Origin of the sequence: Neotamlana sargassicola, assembly GCF_020523965.1 — a bacterium.
Lineage (GTDB): Bacteria > Bacteroidota > Bacteroidia > Flavobacteriales > Flavobacteriaceae > Neotamlana > Neotamlana sargassicola.
Window position 1 is genome coordinate 279,860 of the sequence record NZ_JAJAPX010000002.1, and the last position, 17,755, is coordinate 297,614.

The following is a 17,755-nucleotide window of genomic DNA, read 5'->3' on the forward strand; positions in this document are numbered from 1 at the left end:
TACCATTTTTCAGAAATAAAATTTAATAATAATATGAATTTAAAGAAAATAAATTTTAGTATCCTAGTAACGTTAATAACTGTATCTTCTTCTTTTGCACAGTTTAATTTACTAAATGCTAAATCGCCAGAAGAAATTGGGCTTAAAACAGAAGAGCAAATTTCTTTAGATAACGACAAACCGTTGGAATATGGTTATGTTGGAGATCGTGACATATTATTTGGAAAAATGGTATGGGAAAGAGTTGATTTAAATCAAAGAGCAAATTTCCCACTGCTATATCCTATTGATGAGAATATTATGACTGCCGATAGAAAGTCTTTATTTACAGTATTAATTGAGGCTATTCAAAACGGAGACATAAAAACGGTTTATGCCGATTCTTACTTTAAAGAAGAGCGTTCTATGAATCAAATAGACGATGTTTTAAACTTCTCGTCTGTAACAGAAGAAGGTACTAACTATTTAAACGATATGGGGTATTCAATGGAGGATTACGAACAAGATCCTTCTATTTTACCAGAGATGTATAAAATAGTTGAAACTATTACAGCTGCCGATATTCAGGAGTATATGATTAAGGGATTCTGGTATTTTGATAAGCGTCAAGCCGAAATGAAATATAGAATATTAGCGATTGCACCTGCGGCACCAGAAGCGCGTTTTAAAAACTCTGATGATGAAATAAACAAAAAACCAATTCCTTTGTTTTGGGTGTTTTACCCATCGGCTAGAGAGGTTTTGCATAAAGCAAAAGCATTTAATAACGAAAATAGTTCAATGCCTTTCTCTTTCGATCATATCTTAAATGCAAGACGTTTTCACGGATATATTTACAGAGAACAAAATGTTCAAGGTGATCGTGCTATTCACGAGTATGTAGCAGAAGATGCTTTAATGCAATTACTAGAATCTGAAAGGATTAAAGATAAGATTAGAGATTTCGAATTAGATATGTGGACATACTAGTTCAAAATTTATGATAGATTAACGCCCGCTAAAAGCGGGCGTTTTTGTTTTTTGTAATTGTTTAACACAAAAATTTATTTTCTATATATCTTCGCAGTGTGAAGCAAGTAGATTATATAATAGTAGGTTTAGGTATTGCGGGAGTTAGTTTTTGCGAACAATTAAGAGCGAATAACAAGTCCTTTTTAGTTTTCGACAATAACTCACAGAAGTCATCGGTAGTGGCAGGAGGATTGTATAATCCTGTTGTGCTTCGAAGGTTTACATCGGTTTGGAAAAGTAAGGAGCAACTCGATTTAGCTTTACCAATGTACGCTGCTATTGAAAAAAGATTACATATTAAGTTAGATTATAAATTACCAGTATACAGAAAATTTGCATCGACAGAAGAACAGAACAATTGGTTTACAGCTTCAGATAAGCCTTTATTAGCTCCATTTTTATCTACAAATCTTGTTAAGAATACTAATCAACAACTAAACGCACCTTTCGGGTTTGGAGAAGTATTACATTCTGGTAAAATAGATGTAAAAACACTAATAGAACGTTATAAAACTGATTTAATTAATAAAAAACAGTTTTTTGATGAAGCATTTGATTACGACTCAATTGCTTTTAGCGACGGCGCTTTAAATTATAAAAATATAAGTGTAAAACACATAGTTTTTGCCGAAGGTTACGGCTTAAAACAAAATCCTTTTTTTAAAAATTTACCGTTAGTGGGAACTAAAGGAGAGCTTATTACAATTTATGCACCAGAAATAAATATAGATTTTGTTTTAAAATCTGGAGTGTTTTTAATTCCATTAGGAGCGGATTTATATACGGTTGGTGCAACTTATGAGTGGAAAGACACTACCTATAAGGTAACAGAGAAAGCCAAAACAGAATTAATAGGTAAGTTAAAAAAACTTATTAATTGCGATTTTAAAGTGGTAAATCAAGTGGCAGGAATGAGACCTACAGTTATTGATAGAAGGCCGTTAGTAGGAACACACCAAAAACATAAAAACATACACGTTTTAAATGGTTTAGGTACTCGTGGTGTTATGATTGGACCTTACGCAGCGCAACAATTGTATAATTCAATTGAAAATAATACAACTTTAAACTCAGAAATTAATATCGACAGATTCTTAAATATGGATTAGGGATAGTAACGGCATCCTTTTTTGAAGTATGAGAAAAAGATATAGTGGATAGCCCGACCCCAATTTGTTGGGGTAATCTCCAAATTATTTTTTCACTAAATTTTTATCGAAATGCATAAAAAGGTTAATCCAAATATTTCTAGACAGCCTTAAAATAATGGGCATAAAAACTATTAAGGTGGCTACTATTGCAATAAAAACGCTTATTAAGCTCGCATTAAACACAAAAAACGAAATAACAAAAGCTGCTACTGCGAAAGCAATTCCAACGCCATAACTAACATACATAGAGCCATAAAAAAACGAGGGCTCAATTTTATATTTTGTTCCACAATTCGAACATTTGTCCTGCATGTTTAAAGCTTCGCTTAAAATATATGGGTTTTTGTTAACATACATAGATTCGTGGTGGCATTTTGGGCAAGTGCCGGTAAAAATGCTATATAGTTTAGAGCCTTTTTTAAACATAATATTTGTGTATTTTTGCTATCAAAATTAAGTAGTACAAAGTTACTTTTTTAAAAATAAACCCACTGTAATAAAAGTTACATTTCTATGATGAATATTCATAACTTATCGATTTCCTTTCAAGGCGAATACCTTTTTGAGGATATAACATTTAAACTTGGAAATGGCGACCGCATTGGGCTTATTGGTAAAAATGGAGCAGGTAAATCTACTATGTTAAAAATTTTATCGAAAGAGTTAGAGCCAGACACAGGGCAAATTGCTGCTGATAAAGATTTACAAATTGGCTTTTTAAAACAGGATATAGATTTTGTTTTAGGAAGAACAGTGCTGGAAGAATCGTATGAAGCTTTTACCGAAATAAAGGAATTAGAAGCTAAAATGGATGAAGTTAACAATCAATTAGCCGAACGTACCGATTACGAAAGCGAAGCCTACAACCAGTTAATGATAGATATTAACGAGTTGCAGCATCAATACGAAATTGCTGGTGGTTATAATTATCAAGGCGATACCGAAAAAATATTACAAGGTTTAGGTTTTAAACGTGATGATTTTAACAAACTAACCGATACCTTTTCTGGTGGTTGGCGTATGCGTATTGAGTTGGCTAAACTATTATTGCAAAATAATGATATTCTGCTACTGGATGAGCCTACAAACCACTTGGATATTGAATCTATTATTTGGTTAGAAGGTTTTTTAAAAGGCTACACTGGTGCTGTGGTAATTGTATCGCACGATAAAATGTTTTTAGATAATGTAACTAACCGAAGTATTGAAATTTCTTTAGGAAGAATTTACGATTACCCAAAACCATATTCACAATATTTAGTGTTGCGTAAAGAGTTGCGCGAACAGCAGTTGGCATCTCAAAAAAATCAGCAAAAACAAATTGAGCAAACCGAGAAATTAATCGAGAAGTTCCGCGCTAAAGCATCGAAAGCAACCATGGCGCAATCGTTAATTAAAAAATTAGATAAAATTGAACGTATTGAGGTTGATGAAGATGATAATAGTGTAATGACACTTAATTTTCCAGTTTCAATAACACCTGGTAAAGTGGTGGTTGAAGCCGAAGCGGTTTCGAAAAACTATGGGGATAAAAAGGTTTTAACCGAAGTAGATTTACTTATCGAGCGCGATAGTAAAACGGCTTTTGTTGGGCAAAACGGACAAGGAAAATCAACCTTAGCGAAAATTATAGTTGGTGAGTTAAAACACAACGGAAATTTAAAACTGGGCCATAATGTGCAGATAGGTTATTTTGCTCAAAACCAAGCGGAATATTTAGATGGTAATAAAACCGTTTTAGATATTATGATTGATGCTGCCAACGAAACCAACCGTAGCAAAGTTAGAGATATTTTAGGATCGTTTTTATTTAGAGGGGACGAGGTAGAAAAGTATGTACGCGTGCTTTCTGGAGGTGAGCGTAACCGTTTAGCTTTAGCTAAATTAATGCTACAGCCTTTTAATGTTTTGGTGATGGATGAGCCTACAAACCACCTTGATATAAAGTCTAAAAACGTATTAAAAGATGCCTTAAGTCGTTTTGAAGGTACTTTAATTTTAGTATCGCACGACCGTGATTTTCTTCAAGGTTTAACAAATAGTGTTTATGAGTTTAAAGACCATAAATTAAAAGAATATTTGGGCGATATCGATTTTTATTTAGAACAACGAAACGTTGAAAACTTGCGAGAAGTGGAAAAACGTACGGTTGTTAAAGAAACTCCTAAGGAAAAGAAAAGTAGAAGCTACGAAGAACAGAAAAAACTAAAGTCGCTAAATAATAAATTAAGTAATGTTGAAGCTAAAATTAGTGAGCTTGAAAAGAAAATAAAAGCTATTGATACTGAATTAGAGGTTAATTACGAAGAGGTTACATCGAAGCCTAGTTTTTTTGATGATTACCAAAAATTAAAATCTAACCTTAGTGATAATATGGAGAAGTGGGAAGCATTGCAATTCGAAATAGAGGCTTTAGAAGACTAACTTTTAAGTTTTTTTTAAGATAAAGGCATTAAACTATAAGGTAGTTTTGCAGTCATATACCATCAAACTACCAATCAATGCGAAAAATTATACTTGCCGGAATAGGGATAGTATTAATTGTTGTTTCCATTTTAGGAGCTAAAACAATTATAGCTAATAAGCACAAACCCAAACCAGTAAAAGAAAAAGTTGTAAAAACAGTAATTACAGATACGGTTTTAAATAGCGATGTTAAAATTGTTGTTCCAGCCAACGGAAGTCTTACAGCAAAACAACGTTTAGAAATTTATACCGAAGTACAAGGTATTTTTAAAACAGGCAATAAATTATTTAAACCAGGACAAGAGTATAAAGCTGGAGAGCCTTTAATTAGAATTGATGCTTCAGAATATTACGCGAGTGTGCAATCGGCAAAAAGTGAATTGTATAATAGTATTGCGGCAATCATGCCCGATTTACGTTTAGATTTCCCTGATGTTTTTCAAAAGTGGCAAAATTACTTAAGCGGTTTCGATTTAAGTAAAACAACACCTAAGTTACCCGAAATGACTTCCGATAAGGAAAACTATTTCATTACAGGTCGCGGCATTGTTACTAGTTATTATAGCGTTAAGAATTTAGAACAGCGCTTGGCAAAATATACTATTTCGGCTCCTTTTACAGGAATTTTAACCGAGGCTTTAGTTACCGAAGGATCTTTAATACGCAGTGGCCAAAAATTAGGAGAATTTATAAATCCATCAGTTTACGAAATGGAAGTGGCCATAAGTAAAACCTACGCATCGTTATTAAAAGTAGGTGAATCTGTGGTTTTAAATGATTTAGATAATACCGAAACATATACCGGAAAAATTTCTAGAATAAATGGTAGTATTGATGCTACAACACAAACTATAACCGCTTATATCGAAGTTAAGGATAGTGCATTAAAAGAAGGTATGTACTTGGAAGCTAAACTAGATGCAAAAACCGAAACTAATGCCTATGAGATGGACAGGAATTTATTACAGGATGGCGACCAAGTTTTTGTAGTAAAAAATAATGTTTTAGAGCTTATAAACGTAACGCCAGTATATTTCTCTGATGCGAAGGTGGTAATAAAAGGTATTCCAAATAATACGGTGGTACTTAAAAAATCTGTGCCAGGGGCTTATTCAGGTATGCGCGTAAAGTATGCTAAATCTTTAGATACGGTTGAGTAATGAAAAAAATAATTCAATATTTTATTCGTTACCATGTTGCTGTAAATGTATTTATACTAGCATTTATTGTTTTTGGTATTTTTGGTGTTTTAGCTTTAAAATCGTCGTTTTTTCCGCTTTCCGAATCTAAAATAATTAACATTGCCATTACTTATCCTGGGGCTTCGCCTTTAGAGATTGAAGAGGGAATTGTACTTCAAATTGAAGATAATTTAAAAGGTTTAAGAGGTATAGATCGTGTTACTTCGGTTTCAAAAGAAGATAGTGGAACTATAACTGTTGAAATTGAAAAAGGCGAAAATATCGATTTTATGCTGCTGGAAGTTAAAAATGCAGTAGATCGTGTACCATCTTTCCCAACAGGCATGGAACCTTTGGTAGTGTCGAAACAAGAAGCCGTAAGAGAAACCATAAACTTCGCCATAAATGGTAAAAACATACCACTTGCTACTTTAAAACTCTTATCAAGGCAAGTTGAAACCGATTTAAGGGCTATTGATGGTATTTCGCAATTAGAAATTTCAGGTTTTCCAGACGAAGAAATTGAGATTGCTGTTAACGAAACACAGCTTTTAGCGTATAATATAACATTTTCTGAAGTTGCAAATGCGGTAAGTAAGGCTAATATTTTGGTTACCGGTGGAAATGTAAAAACAGAGGCCGAAGAATTTTTAATTCGTGCAAATAACAAAAATTATTACGGTCGTGAGCTTTCTAATATTGTTGTAAAAGCGTCTGCCGATGGAAAAATAGTGAGATTAAAAGATGTGGCTATTATTCGCGATCGATTTTCGGAAACTCCAAACACCACCTATTTTAATCAGGATTTAGCGGTTAATATTTCTATAACAAGTACCAATAGCGAAGATTTAATTTCATCGGCTACAAAAGTTAAAGAGTATATTGAAGCTTACAACCAAAAATACGATAATGTAAGAATAGATGTTGTTAGCGATCGTTCAGTACCATTAAAACAACGTACAATGCTATTGGTTGAAAATGCATGGCAAGGTATTTTGTTAGTGTTAATATTTTTGTCGTTATTTTTAAACACAAGGCTGGCGCTTTGGGTAGCCTTTGGTTTACCTATTTCGTTTTTAGGGATGTTTATTTTTGCGGCCCAATTCGATGTAACTATAAATGTACTGTCCCTATTCGGGATGATTATCGTTATTGGTATTTTGGTAGACGATGGTATTGTAATTGCCGAAAATATTTATCAGCATTACGAAAAAGGTAAAAGTCCAGTTCAAGCGGCAATAGATGGTACTTTAGAGGTTATTCCTCCAGTAGTTTCAGCTATTATTACCACGCTTTTAGCATTTTCGTTGTTTTTCTTTTTAGATAGTAGAATAGGCGAAAATTTCGCTGAAGTTTCGGTAGTTGTAATTTTAACTTTAGTGGTTTCGTTAGTAGAAGCTTTAATTATTTTGCCTGCGCATTTGGCACATTCAAAAGCGTTAAAACCACCAGTTGAAGATAAAAATCCCTCAAAATTAAAACAATTCTTTTCTATAATGCGTGGCATTAATAAAATGGGAGATAGAATAATGACGTATTTGCGAGTGCGCGTTTATTCACCTGTTTTAGGTTTTGTACTTCAATACAAAATGTTGGCTTTAGGCATTTTTGTTGGCTTATTAATTATTACAATAGGCGCTTTAAAAGGAAGTGTAATTGGAGTAACATTATTTCCAAGGGTTGCGAGCGATACGGTAACAGTTGAGTTGGTTATGCCCACTGGTACTAACGAGAAAATCACCGACTCGATTATTACAATGATTGAAGAAAAGAGTTTTATTGTAAATCAACAATTAACCGATAAATATTTAAAAGGAACAAATAAAGAACTTTTTGAAAACACTATTGTTAATATTACGAGTAGCTCTAGTGCAACTTTGCGTATAAATTTGTTGCCTGGTGAAGAACGGCCAGACGAAATAAAATCGTTTTTAGTAACTAATAAGTTAGAAGAGCTTGTTGGACCTGTAATTGGAACCGAACGATTAATTTATGGTTCGGGAGGGAATTTTGGAGGTAACCCAATTTCTGTTTCTTTATTAAGTAATAATATTGAAGAACTTAAAGCTTCGAAAGAAGCGTTGAAATCGTATTTAAAATCGAACCCATTATTAAAAGATATTGGAGATAACGATCCTGCCGGTATAAAAGAAATTCGTTTAGAGCTTAAAGAAAGTGCCTACTTATTAGGCTTAGATCTGCAAACCGTAATGGCGCAAGTGCGTTCTGGTTTTTTTGGGAACCAAGCACAGCGTTTTCAGCGAGGGCAAGACGAAATTAAAGTTTGGGTGCGCTACGATCGTACAAACCGCAGTTCTATAAACGATTTAGACCAAATGCGAATTGTAACACCAAGTGGCGAGCGTGTTACCCTTAAAGATATCGCAACTTATTCCATTGCTCGTGGTGAAGTTGCTATTAACCATTTAGAAGGTGTGCGAGAAATACAGGTGTATGCCGATTTAAAAGACCCAGGAACAAGCGCCACCGATATAATTGATGATATTAAAACAAGCTTTATCCCAGAATTGCAATCAAAATATCCAACAATTAATGCATCATACGAAGGACAAAACAGAGAGGCAACCAAACTTATGAAGTCCTTAAAAATTGCGGGACCAATTATATTATTGCTTATTTACATTACCATAGCATTTACTTTTAGAAGTTATTCACAACCTTTTTTGTTGTTACTTCTAATTCCGTTTAGTTTAACAGCAGTAGCTTGGGGGCATTGGTTATTAGGGTTTCAAGTAAATATTTTGTCGCTTTTGGGTATTATAGCCTTAATAGGAATTATGGTTAACGACGGATTGGTGTTAATTGGTAAGTTTAATGCCAATTTAAAAGAAGGTATGAACTTCGATTTAGCACTATCTGAGGCAGGAAAATCTAGGTTTAGAGCTATATTTTTAACATCATTAACAACTATGGCTGGTTTGGCGCCATTGTTACTTGAAAAAAGTAGACAAGCCCAATTTTTAAAACCTATGGCCATCGCCATATCATTTGGTATAGGTTATGCTACTGTTTTAACATTATTAGTGTTACCGCTGTTTTTATCGTTTAGTAACAGTATAAAAAAGAATGCAAAGTGGTTATATACAGGAGATAATGTAACTAAAGAAGAAGTAGAACGCGCTATAAAAGAGCAAAATGAAGCCCATGAACACTAAGTTTTTATATATTTTATTATTGTTTTGCCCAATTTTAAAGGCTCAAGAGTTATTAACGCCAAGTAAGGCCGTTAGCTTAGCTTTAGAAAATAATTATGGAATAAAGGTGGCTAACAGTAACTTAGAAATTGCAAAAAATAATGCCGATATTTTAAATTCAGGTTACTTGCCAACCCTTACAGGCGTTGCAGGAGGTTCCATAAACAAGCAAAATTCCGAAGGTCAATTAGCTAGTGGAGAAGTTAGGGTAGCTAACGGTGCCGAAACTAGAAATTACAATGCCTCTGTAAATTTAAATTATACTTTGTTTGATGGTTTAGGGCGCATGTACGATTATAAACAGTTAAAACAAACACGTGATTTAACCGAATTGCAAGCCCGCGAAACTATAGAAAATACCATAATTCAATTGTTTGCTGTTTACTATAGTGTTGCCGAGTTAGAAGAAAACACCAATGCGATTAAAGAAACCCTGCAAATATCTAAAGAAAGGTTAGTTCGAGCTCAATATCAGTTTGATTATGGGCAATCTACAAAGTTAGAAGTATTAAATGCCGAAGTAGATATAAATAACGACAGTATTAGTGTTATGAATTCGAATCAAGAATTAATAAACTTTAAGCGCGATTTAAATCTAGTTTTAGGGAATAGCATTACCGAAAATTTTAATGTAGATACCACCATTAATTTTAACCAGTTGTTAAATAAAGACGAATTATTTAATAAAGCAAAAACCTATAATAATAGCTTGTTACAATTAAATAAAAGTATTGAAATTAATAAGTTAACTGTAAAATCTGAAACATCGGCCTATTTACCAACCATTGGTTTAACAGGTAGTTACGGTTGGAATGAAACTACAAATAATAGTCCGTTGGCTTTTGTGCTTCAAAATACGAATACTGGTGTATCTGGCGGAATTAATTTAACATGGAATTTATTTGATGGTGGTAGCACCATAACAAGTGTAAAGAATGCCAAAATTAATCTTGATATTCAAAATATTCAAAAAGAAGAATTGCTTGTAACTTTAGAGCGGGATTTTAACAACGCTTGGGACGATTATCAAAACAAGCTAAATATTTATCATTTGCAAGAAGCTAATATTGCGACTTCGCAAAATAACTTCCATAGAACTCAGGAAAAATTTAAACTTGGGCAAGCAACGTCTATAGAGTTTAGGCAGGCGCAAATAAATTTATTAAACGCAGAGTTAACGAGAAACAGTGCCAAGTACGATGCCAAAATAGCCGAACTCCAATTGTTGCAATTAAGTGGTGAAATATTGAATGTTAACTTCTAAAAACCAGCGAAATACTCGTTAAAATACAGTTTATCTTAAAAATATGTATTTCAACGATGTTAAAATGTTAAAATTTAGTGGTGTTTGTCGGAAATATTAACAATTAATCGAGGTCTCTTGTATCTTCGTAGTGTGTTAATCCAAATCTAACATCTATGAAAACTTTAAATTTAACTTTCGCCTTTATTTTTGCAACCTTTTATTCGTTTGCAAATGTATCAACTTCAGAAAAAGAAGCTTTATTAGCTATTTACAATGCAACCAATGGTTCACAATGGAACGTGACTTGGGATTTAAATGCATCTGTTTCCAACTGGTACGGTGTAACTATTGAAAACGATAAAGTGGTAGAATTAAATTTACAGTTTAACAATTTAGAAGGTGAGTTGCCAAATGAAATTGGAAGTTTGGTTAATCTTAAAAAAATCAATCTTGGTTTTAATAAAATTTCAGGAACTATTCCTAGTTCAATTCAAAATTTAGAAGAATTAGTTAATTTAGAATTGTTTATGAATAGATTTGAAGGTGAAATTCCAGTAGAGTTAGGGAGTTTAACTAAGTTAGAATCGTTAAAGTTATACAGTAACCAATTAACAGGCGAAATACCATTAAGTTTAATGGATTTAGTTAATTTGAAAGAATTGTTATTAGGTAGTAACTTTTTAACTGGAGAAATACCTTTAGAAATTAGTGCGCTAGAGAAATTACAAAAGTTAAGTTTAATGGATAACCAAATGTATGGTGAAATTCCAGTTGAATTAGCACAACTAAAAGATTTAGAAGAGTTACTATTATCTACAAACCAGTTTACCGGTGATATGCCAATGGAGTTTTTAAGTCACCAAAAGTTAAACACAGTAATGGTAAGTGATAATAATTTAAATGAAGAATACGTTACAATATCGGGTAAAAACCCGCCTGCATTAGGTGTTTTACAAATAGAGAACGCAACGGCAACAATGGATATTGAAAAAGAATAATTTAAAAGTATTTTATGGTAAAGGTAGTCATCAATTTTTTTGATGACTATTTTTTTTACCTTTATTTAATGTTGGAACAATTTTTTACATGTCCTTATTGCTGGGAAACTATATCTATGTTATTAGATACTTCTGTTTCGCGGCAAACCTATATTGAAGATTGTGAAGTTTGCTGTAACCCAATACAAATCGAAACTAATTTTTTTAATAAGGAACTTATAGATTTTCAAGCATCTAGCATAGAGCAGTAATATTTTTTTAAATTTATTATTGTAGAATGTAAAAAGGATTGTATATTTGCAGTCCGAAACAATTTGGTCGGCATTATGAACCGAAAGTTAGAAGCTAAGAAAAGTTGTTAAAGGATTTATATCGCGGGATAGAGCAGTAGGTAGCTCGTCGGGCTCATAACCCGAAGGTCACTGGTTCGAGTCCAGTTCCCGCTACTACTTTAAGGAGATTCAGAAATGAGTCTCCTTTTTTTATGGGTTTAGTTTTTTAATACCATAATTTATTAATTTTCTCGTTGCTACAAATTAATAGCTTCGCTTAAGCTATCAAATCAATACATACCCAATAAAATGTAGTATTCAATAGTCCTCAAAAACCTACATTTCATTTATTTCATACAGTTTATAATTCGCATTATTTTATATTTAACTAGGTTAAATAAATTATTTCATTATATTTGGTACACCAAATTGGCGCACCAATTTTATTTTAAATAAAAGTCTATTAAGGGTGTTGCTTATATCAACTAATAATTAAATGAGAAACAATGAGTTATAGTGTTTTTTTTAAGTCTTTAAAATTAAGTGTTTTCCTTAGTTTGCTAATTTGTTTTTCTAGTTGTAAGGATTCCGAAAGAAAGGTTCAACTAAAGTTAAAGGAAAAGAATGCTCATAAAGCCATATATCCAAGCGACGTTATTCCTTTTATGGATAAATGGAAAATTCTGCTTGGTGATGGTACTAAATCCGATTCATTAATTGGTTATGCCAAAAGCGATTTTTTTTATGTTGAAAAAGATGGAGAGACCAATTGGGTGGTTTATAAAACACCAAATTCAGGTATAACATCCAGAACTTCAAGTAATACCAGAACCGAACTTGGTGAAAAAAGACATTGGATTCCAGAAACGGGCGGGAAGTTAACAGGAACTTTAAAGGTTATGCATGTCTCTACATCTGGAGATGCGCGAGTAGCGGCTTCATACTCTGTTGTTGTTGGGCAAATTCATAGCGATGAAGGTCATGAAAACGAACCGTTAAAAATATTTTACAAAAAATTTCCAGGGCATACAAAAGGGTCGGTATTCTGGAATTACGAAATTAATACAGCAGGAGATAATGCGAAGCGTTGGGATTTTTCTACTGCTGTTTGGGGTAACGATATGTCTGTGGTTGGTAAAACTGCAGACACCTACCCGGACGAGCCAGAAGATGGTATTGCACTTGGTGAAACCTTTAGTTACGAAGTAAATGTGCACCAAGGTATTATGTATTTAACTTTTACAAGCGAAGGCCATGAAACCGTTAAGTTTACAAAGAATTTACTAAAATCGGATTTTGCAACTAAAGCAGATATTCCAGAACAAATTTTAAACTTATATGCGCCTATTGAACGCGATGGCATTGAGCGCGATTCGGCTTACGCAGGAGAAATTCAATATTTTAAACAAGGCGCTTACAACCAAACCAACGGAAAAGACCCAGAGAAAAATATAGTTTGGAGTACAGGCTCAGAAACATATGGCGGCGATATTGCAAAACAATATGAAAACGGTTGTTATGCCGAAGTTTGGTTTAGCAATGCCACCGTTGGCCCAAGTGAAGCACCATAATTAACATAGGTATGAATACTGTATTTTATGTTATGGGTGTGTCTGGTTCTGGAAAAAGTACCGTAGGTAAGCTATTAGCAGAATCTTTAGAAATACCATTTTTTGATGGTGACGATTTTCATCCGAAGGAAAATATAGAAAAAATGAGCAGCGGTATTCCTTTAAATGATGATGACAGACAAGGCTGGCTATTAACGTTAAATGATTTAGCTAAAAAGGAGTTAAAACAAAATAGTTGTGTTATTGTTTGTTCGGCTTTAAAAGAAAAATATAGAGAATTGTTAAGTACAACTATTGAAGCTCATGTTAAATGGATTCATTTGGTTGGTTCATACAATCAAATTTTAGATAGAATGAATAAGCGCGAAAATCATTTTATGTCATCAAGCATGCTTCAGTCGCAATTCGATACATTAGAAGCGCCCGAACGAGCCATAAATGTGGATATCAATTTAAACCCAAACGACATCATAAAACATATTATAAAACAAATTTGAATTTAAAATTAAGCAATCTTATATAAGTCACCACCTTATGTCTGCTTAAAGTTCAAAAAATAACCAACAAACTAAATAAGTATAACATGTCTGAAACTGTTCAAAAAAAATCACTTTTAAAAAAAATAATAGCCCTGGTACTAAGTTTTGGTCCGGGTATTTTTGCAATAGGTTATACTATTGGAACCGGAAGTGTAACATCGATGATAGTAGCCGGAAGTAAGTACAATATGCAATTACTTTGGGTGTTATTACTAAGTTGTTTGTTTTCTGGGGTTTTAATGTTTGTATATGGTAATTATGCTTTAATAACAGGCGAAACGGCTCTTTATGGTTTTAAAAAGCATTTAAAGTACGGAAAAGCTTTAGCGATATTAATTATTGTAGGCATTACATTTGGGCAATGGAATTCCTTAATGGGTATTTTAGGAATTTCTTCCAATATTATTTACGAAATATTAGCTATAAATTATCAAGGTTTAGAAGGCTTAAAATACGAAACCGTTTTAGTTACCGCTATTGTAATTATTGTTGTTTTCTATTTACTAATGTTAGTTGGTAAGTACACGTTTTTCGAAAAAATACTAGTCATTTTTGTTACTTTAATGGGGCTTTCGTTTGTATTGTCCTTGTGTTTAGTGCAACCTTTACCACTTGATGTTGTTAAAGGCTTAATCCCTTCAATTCCTAATGTACCCGACGGTAAAATGTTGGTGGCGGCTTTTGTTGGAACAACTATGGCAGCGGCTACATTTTTATCTAGACCTTTATTTGTTAAAGGAAAAGGGTGGACAATTAGTAATTTAAAAGATCAGAAAAAAGATTCTATTACTGCAGCTATTTTAATATTTGTAATTAGTGGCACTATTATGGCAGTAGCTGCAGGCGCACTATTTTATCAAGGTAAAGAAGTAAATCATGTTTTAGATATGGCAAATACTTTAGAGCCTGTTGCTGGTAAATGGGCGGTAACTATTTTCTTTTTTGGCGCCTTAAGTGCAGGTTTGTCATCTATTTTTCCATGTTTGTTAATTGCTCCTTTATTAATAGCCGATTATCAATCCGGCGAGCTCGATACCAACTCTAAGCAATTCAGGATAATTACAGCAATTGCTTGCTTGGTAGCTTTAATTGGTCCTGCTTTTGGAGCAAACCCTATCGAAATTCAAATTCTATCACAGGTGTTTAATGTGTTTATATTGCCATTGGTGGTATTAGGCATTATTCTAATGGTAAATAATAAAAAAATAATGAAAGAATATAAAACATCGTTAGCCATAAATATTGGTTTATTTGCAGCCTTGTTTTTTTCATGCCTAGTGTCGTATACAGGTGTGGTAGGAATTATGACTAAATATTTTTAAAAAAACTTAAATGAAAACTAAACTTAAATTTTCTTTTTTAGCTCTTGCTTTAATCGTCCTTATTTCCTGTAATAAAAAGGATGAAAATAGTAGTTCAAATGATGTGTTGGTAAACGATTTATCGGAGTTTAACAATGCCGTAAAACAAGCAAAACCAGGAGATGTTATAACATTAGCTAATGGTGTTTGGAAAGATGCAGAACTAGTATTTGAAGGTAGAGGAACCAAAGACAAACCGATTACGTTAACCGTTGAAACTAAAGGAGAAGTTACCTTAGAAGGCAATTCAAACTTACAACTTGCAGGCGAATATTTAATTGTAGATGGCTTGGTGTTTAAAAACGGATATACACCAACAAATGCTGTAATTTCTTTTAGAAAAAGCCGAGAGGAAATGGCAAACAATAGCAGATTAACCAATTGTGTTATCGATAATTATAATAATCCAGAACGTCAAGTGCAAGATTATTGGATTACTATTTATGGTAAAAATAATCGAATAGACCATAACCATATTGTCGGTAAGAAAAACTTAGGGGTAACTATGATTGTTGGTTTAGATACCAAGGAGAGCAGAGCCAATCATCATAAAATAGATCATAATTATTTTGGCCCAAGACCAACTTACGGGAATAATGGTGGAGAAACTTTAAGAATAGGAACAAGTCATCATGCTTTAGAGAACTCGAATACACTAGTAGAATCTAATTATTTTGATAGAACCAATGGCGAGCATGAAATTATTTCGAATAAAGCTTGCCAAAACACATTTAAATACAACACATTTTTTGAGTGTACAGGAACCTTAACCATGCGTCATGGAAACGAAACCTTAGTAGATGGCAATGTATTTATTGGTAACGGAAAACCAAGCACAGGTGGAGTTCGTGTAATAAACGAAACACAAACGGTAATAAATAACTATCATATTGGCTTAACAGGCTACCGCTTTAGAGGCGCTTTTGTAATGATGAATGGTGTGCCTAATTCGCCACCAAATCGTTATGTTCCGGTAATCAATTCCAAAGTTAATAATAACACATTTATAAACTGCGACCACATTCAATTATGTGCAGGTAGCGATGCCGAACGAAGTACAGCTCCAAAGACGTCCGAAATTTCTAATAATGTGTTTTATCATGAATCTAAGTCCGATTTGTTTACCGTTTACGATGATATTAGTGGAATAACATTTAAAGATAACATTTTAGGAAATAATTTAAAACCACTTTTAAAAGATGGATTTACAAATGCCGAAATTAAATTAGTAAAAAACGATCAAGGGTTTTTAATACCAACATCCAATGCGATAAAGCCTATTTCAATTAGTCCAAAAATTGCAACAAAAGAAAATACTGGCGTTTCGTGGTATTCAAAAGATGATGAGGCTGTTGCGTTAAATTCGGGAAGTATAATTAAAGTCAACCCCGGAATTAATACCTTATACGATATTGTTAAAACATCGAAAGCGGGTGATATTATTGAGCTAGAAGAAGACGGAGAGTATTTAATAACTAAAGCGGTTACAGTAAATCATCCGTTAACTTTTAAAACAATAGGAGAGAAAAAGGCAACTATTTTATTTGAACGTATGATGGCTTTCGAAATACAAAATGGAGGAAGTTTAGAATTAGAAAACGTGTCGTTCGACGGATCAAAATCACCCGACTATGCAGGTAATTCGGTAATAAGTACCAGTAAAAACTCCATGATAGAAAATTACAAGCTTTTTATAAATAATTGTGAGTTTAAAGATATGGTTGTAAACCACTCTTTTGATGTGCTTCGTGTTTCAAAAGGCACATTTGCCGATACAATAAGCATTCAAAATTCAACATTTAAAAATATTTCAGGTCATATCGCTGCTTTAGATAAAGAAACTGATGATATTGGTGCATATAACGTAGAGTATTTTATAATGAAAAATAATGTTGTAACAGATTTGCAAGGGGCTGCTTTAAGGTTGTATAGAGGTGGTAAAGACGAAAGTACTTTTGGCCCATTTTTGGAGGTAGACCATAATGTTTTTAATAATGTAGGTTTTGGTAAAAAGAATAAATATGATGCCGCCATGTCACTTTATGGTGTGCAAGTAAATACTATTGAAAACAATATTTTTAATAATACTAAGGCTTTAAATATGCATTTAGTGGTTGGAGAACCCATAGTAAATGTTGTTAATAATAACTTCTATAAATCTGATAATATAATTGTCACAGGCGATCAAAAATATAACGTTAAAAATAGCTGGAATTATAATCCTGAATTTAATAAAAACAGTTTTCAGCTTAACGAAAATTCGCCGTTAATAGGAAAGGCGACAGATGGCTCCAACTTGGGAGTTTTAAAAAATTGATAATATAAGTTTAGTTTAATATTGGTTTTAATCCTAGGGGTTTATTTTTTGTAAATCTCTAGGGTTTTTGATTTATACGGGTTAATTAATTGATTTTTAGTTTTTTATAAAAGTTAAAAATTTCATAAAAAAATTTTGAAGCTATATTTTAAAATCATATATTTGGTGCACCAATTTGGTGTGCCAGTTTGGTGTACCAAATAAATTAAAACTAAAAACTAAATTAAAGTAAGATATTATGAAAAAAAACTGCACCTGAAGAATTCACTTATAAGCCCAATTTTTTTGGCTAAGTGTAATTTGAATTACCTTCTATTTTTTTGTGTTAAAAATAAAATATCAGACTCCTAAAAATAATTGCGAGTTCAATAGATTTTAATTTGAATTAACAAACAAGAACAATTTAAAAATTACTAATAACTAAATA

The 17,755-nt window shown here is 32.8% G+C and carries 13 protein-coding genes and 1 tRNA gene; 13 read left to right on the forward strand and 1 reads right to left on the reverse strand.

The features are described from left to right. The first annotated feature begins 33 nt into the window (after positions 1–33). The gene (gene porN, locus LG651_RS06090; RefSeq protein ID WP_226695243.1) at positions 34–969 is read left to right on the forward strand and encodes a type IX secretion system ring subunit PorN/GldN; all 936 of its coding nucleotides are present in this window, start codon (positions 34–36) and stop codon (positions 967–969) included. A gap of 98 nt (positions 970–1,067) precedes the next feature. Continuing rightward, positions 1,068–2,120: an NAD(P)/FAD-dependent oxidoreductase gene (locus LG651_RS06095; RefSeq protein ID WP_226695244.1), complete on the forward strand. Its 1,053-nt coding sequence runs from the start codon at positions 1,068–1,070 to the stop codon at positions 2,118–2,120. An 84-nt stretch (positions 2,121–2,204) separates the two neighbouring features. Here the strand turns inward: LG651_RS06095 and LG651_RS06100 are convergent, their stop codons facing one another. Next, on the reverse strand, positions 2,205–2,588 hold the full coding sequence (locus LG651_RS06100) for a DUF983 domain-containing protein (protein ID WP_226695245.1): 384 nt from the start codon (positions 2,586–2,588) through the stop codon (positions 2,205–2,207). An 87-nt stretch (positions 2,589–2,675) separates the two neighbouring features. Here LG651_RS06100 and LG651_RS06105 point away from each other — a divergent pair, with 87 nt between their 5' ends. From LG651_RS06105 to LG651_RS06155, 11 genes are all read left to right on the forward strand, one after another. Continuing rightward, complete coding sequence (locus LG651_RS06105) at positions 2,676–4,586, forward strand: ABC-F family ATP-binding cassette domain-containing protein (RefSeq protein WP_226695246.1); 1,911 nt, start codon at positions 2,676–2,678, stop codon at positions 4,584–4,586. A 77-nt stretch (positions 4,587–4,663) separates the two neighbouring features. Continuing rightward, entirely contained in the window at positions 4,664–5,788 is a 1,125-nt protein-coding gene (locus LG651_RS06110; protein ID WP_226695247.1) for an efflux RND transporter periplasmic adaptor subunit, read from the forward strand. After that, positions 5,788–8,985, forward strand: coding sequence for an efflux RND transporter permease subunit (locus tag LG651_RS06115; RefSeq protein WP_226695248.1), 3,198 nt, complete (start codon positions 5,788–5,790; stop codon positions 8,983–8,985). The genes LG651_RS06110 and LG651_RS06115 overlap by 1 nt, the downstream gene beginning before the upstream one ends. Further along, entirely contained in the window at positions 8,975–10,288 is a 1,314-nt protein-coding gene (locus LG651_RS06120) for a TolC family protein (protein WP_226695249.1), read from the forward strand. The genes LG651_RS06115 and LG651_RS06120 overlap by 11 nt, the downstream gene beginning before the upstream one ends. Before the next feature lie 155 nt (positions 10,289–10,443). Then, positions 10,444–11,268: a Two component regulator three Y domain protein gene (locus LG651_RS06125; protein WP_226695250.1), complete on the forward strand. Its 825-nt coding sequence runs from the start codon at positions 10,444–10,446 to the stop codon at positions 11,266–11,268. A gap of 68 nt (positions 11,269–11,336) precedes the next feature. Next, complete coding sequence (locus LG651_RS06130) at positions 11,337–11,519, forward strand: CPXCG motif-containing cysteine-rich protein (protein WP_226695604.1); 183 nt, start codon at positions 11,337–11,339, stop codon at positions 11,517–11,519. Positions 11,520–11,641: 122 nt separating this feature from the next. Further along, a tRNA-Met gene (locus LG651_RS06135) sits at positions 11,642–11,714 on the forward strand. A gap of 332 nt (positions 11,715–12,046) precedes the next feature. Then, the gene (locus LG651_RS06140; protein ID WP_226695251.1) at positions 12,047–13,111 is read left to right on the forward strand and encodes a polysaccharide lyase family 7 protein; all 1,065 of its coding nucleotides are present in this window, start codon (positions 12,047–12,049) and stop codon (positions 13,109–13,111) included. Positions 13,112–13,122: 11 nt separating this feature from the next. Then, positions 13,123–13,608 (forward strand): gluconokinase, encoded by a 486-nt coding sequence (locus LG651_RS06145; protein WP_226695252.1) that lies wholly within the window; start codon positions 13,123–13,125, stop codon positions 13,606–13,608. Between the two features lie 86 nt (positions 13,609–13,694). Further along, positions 13,695–14,972, forward strand: a complete 1,278-nt coding sequence (locus LG651_RS06150; protein WP_226695253.1) for an Nramp family divalent metal transporter — start codon at positions 13,695–13,697, stop codon at positions 14,970–14,972. Positions 14,973–14,982: 10 nt separating this feature from the next. Beyond that, on the forward strand, positions 14,983–17,328 hold the full coding sequence (locus LG651_RS06155) for a polysaccharide lyase 6 family protein (protein WP_226695254.1): 2,346 nt from the start codon (positions 14,983–14,985) through the stop codon (positions 17,326–17,328). The last annotated feature ends 427 nt before the right edge of the window (positions 17,329–17,755 follow it).